This is a genomic window from Curtobacterium sp. MCBA15_009 (genome assembly GCF_001864895.1).
Lineage (GTDB): Bacteria > Actinomycetota > Actinomycetes > Actinomycetales > Microbacteriaceae > Curtobacterium.
Map to the genome: position 1 here is coordinate 142,700 of NZ_MJGO01000012.1, position 3,741 is coordinate 146,440.

The window sequence follows — 3,741 nt, forward strand, 5'->3', positions numbered from 1 at the left end:
AAGCAGAACCGCGCGTAGACGGCAGGAAAGAACGGCTCCCTACGCGCGAAAGACCACACCACGCGCGGAACAGCCCGGCTGGCCCCGGCCAGGAGGCCCGCCCCCGCGCCCGCCCCGCACGTTCCGTCCCATCGCGCCCGGCATGGGAAGCAGAACCGCGCGTAGACAGCAGGAAAGAACGGCTCCCTACGCGCGAAACACCCCACCACGCGCGGAACAACCCGGCCGGCCCCGGCCAGGAGGCCCGCCCCACGCCCGCCCCGGACGTTCCGTCCCATCGCGCCCGGCATGGGAAGCAGAACCGCGCGTAGACAGCAGGAACGAACGGCTCCCTACGCGCGAAAGACCTCACCACGCGCGGAACATCTCACCACGCGCGGAACAGCACCCGAGCACCCGGACACCCGAGCACCCGGGCACCCGGGCACCCGCGGCCCCCACCCCGCCTAGCGCGTCGCGGTGGTGGTGCGGTCGCGGCCGGTCAGGTCGACGTGCGTCTCGGGGGTGCGGAAGCCGCGACGCGCCAGGACGTCGCGGACGCCGGCGCCCTGCGGCTCGGCGTGCTCGACGACCAGGACTCCCCCGGGCACGAGCAGGCGCCAGGCGGTCTCGGCGAGTGCCCGCACGGCATCGAGGCCGTCGGGCCCCCCGTACAGTGCCGTCGCCGGGTCGTGGTCACGCACCTCGGGGTCGATCGGGATCGCGTCGTCGGGGACGTACGGCGGGTTCGAGACGACGACGGAGACGGTGCCGTCGAGTTCGGGCAACGCGTCGGCGAGGTCACCCTCGACGAGCCGGACGGTGCCGCCGTGGGCGTCGACGTTGCGGCGGGTCCAGGGCAGGGCCTCGGGTGAGCGTTCGACGGCGTACACCACGGCGTTCGGCACCTCGGTGTCCATCGCGATCGCGATCGCACCGCTGCCGGACCCCAGGTCGACGGCCACCGGCGCGGGCACCGCGGTGGCCCGCAGCGCGTCGATGCCGAACTGCACGACGCCCTCGGTCTCGGGCCGCGGGACGAACACACCGGGTCCCACCGCGAGGGTCAGTGCGCGGAAGTACGCCTCGCCCGTGATGTGTTGCAGGGGCTCGCGCGTGGTGCGCCGGGCGACGGCGTGCCGGAAGCGCTCCACGTGCGACGGCTCGATCGTCCCGCCGATCAGCGCGCGGGCCTGCACGGCGCCGCGCGAGGTGTCGGTCGCCCAGGCGAGCAGGAGCTCGGCGTCGACCTGCGGCGTCGGGACTCCCGCAGCGCCGAGCGCCGCGGACGCCTCCCGCAGGAGGCGATCCGCGGCGAACGTGACGGCCGTGTCGGCGGTGAGCCGGGCCTCCTGGCCGTCGCTCACGCGTCCTGGTCGCCGATGGCGGCCAGACGTGCCTCTTCGTCCGCCTGGATGGCGGACTGGACGACGGGCTCGAGCGCACCGTTCATCACGCGGTCCAAGTCGTACGCCTTGTAGCCGGTGCGGTGGTCCGCGATCCGGTTCTCCGGGAAGTTGTACGTACGGATGCGCTCCGAGCGGTCCATCCCGCGGATCTGCGACTTGCGCGCGTCCGAGGCGATCGCGTCGAGCTCCTCCTGCTGGCGCGCGAGGATGCGTGCGCGGAGCACGCGCATGCCGGCCTCGCGGTTCTGCAGCTGCGACTTCTCGTTCTGCATCGCCACCGTGATGCCCGTGGGCAGGTGGGTGATGCGGACCGCGGAGTCCGTCGTGTTGACGGACTGGCCGCCCGGGCCGGAGGACCGGTAGACGTCGATCTTCAGGTCGTTCTGGTTGATCTGGACCTCTTCGGGCTCGTCCACCTCGGGGAACACCAGCACGCCGGTGGTCGAGGTGTGGATGCGCCCCTGCGACTCGGTCTGCGGCACGCGCTGCACGCGGTGCACGCCGCCCTCGTACTTCAGGTGCGCCCAGACGCCCTGGGACGGGTCGGTCGCGTTCGACTTGATCGCGACCTGGACGTCCTTGTAGCCGCCGAGGTCGGACTCGGTGCGCTCGAGGAGCTCGACCTTCCAGCCCTTCGTCTCGGCGTAGTGCGAGTACATGCGCAGGAGGTCGGCCGCGAAGAGCGCCGACTCCTCGCCGCCCTCGCCGCCCTTGATCTCCATGATGACGTCGCGGCCGTCGTCGGGGTCCCGCGGGATGAGCAGCCGGCGGAGGCGCTCCTGGCGCTCCGACAGCTGCTCCTCCAGGCCGGGGACCTCGTCGGCGAACGCCTCGTCCTCACGGGCGAGCTCCTGGGCGGCGGCGAGGTCGTCCCCCGCCGCCTGCCAGGCCTCGTACGCGGACTTGATCTGGTTGAGCTCGGCGTACCGCCGGTTCACCTTCTTCGCCCGGGCCGCATCGGCGTGGAGCGCGGGGTCCGACAGCTGCTGTGTCAGGTCCTCGTGTTCCGCCAGCAGCCCTGCCACCGACTCGAACACGCGTTACTCCTGGTGACCGTTGTGGTGGGCGCCGCCGGTCGTGGGGACCGACTTCTGCACCTGCACCAGGAACTCGACGTTCGACTGCGTCTCCTTGAGGTTCCGCAGCACGATCTCGAGCGCCTGCTGCGGGTCGAGCCCGGCGAGGGCCCGGCGCAGACGCCACGTGATCGTGACCTCGTCGGCGGAGAGCAGCTGCTCCTCGCGACGGGTGCCCGAGGCGTTCACGTCGACGGCGGGGAAGATCCGCTTGTCGGCGAGGTGCCGGTTCAGGCGGAGCTCCATGTTGCCGGTGCCCTTGAACTCCTCGAAGATGACCTCGTCCATCTTGGAGCCGGTCTCGACGAGCGCGGTCGCGAGGATGGTCAGCGAGCCGCCGTCCTCGATGTTGCGCGCGGCGCCGAAGAAGCGCTTCGGCGGGTAGAGCGCCGCCGAGTCGACGCCACCGGAGAGCACGCGGCCCGACGGCGGGGTCGACAGGTTGTACGCACGGCCCAGGCGGGTGATCGAGTCGAGCAGCAGGACGACGTCGTGGCCCAGCTCCACCAGGCGCTTCGCACGCTCGATGGCGAGCTCGGCGACCGTGGTGTGGTCCTCGGCGGGACGGTCGAAGGTCGAGGCGATGACCTCGCCCTTCACCGTGCGCTGCATGTCGGTGACCTCTTCGGGCCGCTCGTCGACGAGGACGACCATGAGGTGCGCCTCGGGGTTGTTCTTGGCGACGGCGTTCGCGATGGCCTGCAGCACGACGGTCTTGCCGGCCTTCGGCGGCGACACGATGAGCCCGCGCTGGCCCTTGCCGATCGGCGACACGAGGTCGATGATGCGGGTCGACAGCTTGCCGGGCTCGGTCTCGAGGCGCAGGCGCTCGTTCGGGTACAGCGGGGTGAGGTCGGTGAAGTCGACCCGGGCCGCCGCCTCGTCGGTGGTCTGGCCGTTGATCGAGTCGACGGTGACGAGCGCGTTGTACTTCTGGCGGCTCTGCTGCTCGCCGTCGCGCGGCTGCTTGATCGAGCCGACGACCGCGTCGCCCTTGCGCAGGTGGTACTTCTTCACCTGGCCGAGGGAGACGTAGACGTCGCTCGGGCCGGGCAGGTAGCCGGTGGTGCGCACGAAGGCGTAGTTGTCGAGGACGTCGAGGATGCCCGCGATCGGGATCAGGACGTCGTCCTCGGTGACCTCGGGCTCGAAGTCGTCGTTCTGGCCACCACGGCCGCGCTTGCGGTCACGCTGGCGACGGCTGCGGCCACCCTCGGCCTCGTCGGCGTTCTGCTGCGCCTGCTTCTGCTGCGCGTTCTGCTTCTGCTGGGCGTTGC

At 71.4% G+C, this 3,741-nt stretch carries 3 protein-coding genes; all 3 read right to left on the reverse strand.

The window, feature by feature from the left end; genetic code table 11:
- Window positions 1-446 precede the first annotated feature (446 nt).
- Complete coding sequence (gene prmC / locus BIU97_RS04595) at window positions 447-1,280, reverse strand: peptide chain release factor N(5)-glutamine methyltransferase (protein WP_071297198.1); 834 nt, start codon at window positions 1,278-1,280, stop codon at window positions 447-449.
- Window positions 1,281-1,342: 62 nt separating this feature from the next.
- The gene (gene prfA / locus BIU97_RS04600; RefSeq protein ID WP_071255935.1) at window positions 1,343-2,425 is read right to left on the reverse strand and encodes a peptide chain release factor 1; all 1,083 of its coding nucleotides are present in this window, start codon (window positions 2,423-2,425) and stop codon (window positions 1,343-1,345) included.
- A gap of 3 nt (window positions 2,426-2,428) precedes the next feature.
- Window positions 2,429-3,741, reverse strand: a 1,313-nt coding sequence (gene rho, locus BIU97_RS04605; RefSeq protein ID WP_071297160.1) for a transcription termination factor Rho, incomplete at its 5' end; no start/stop codon positions are given.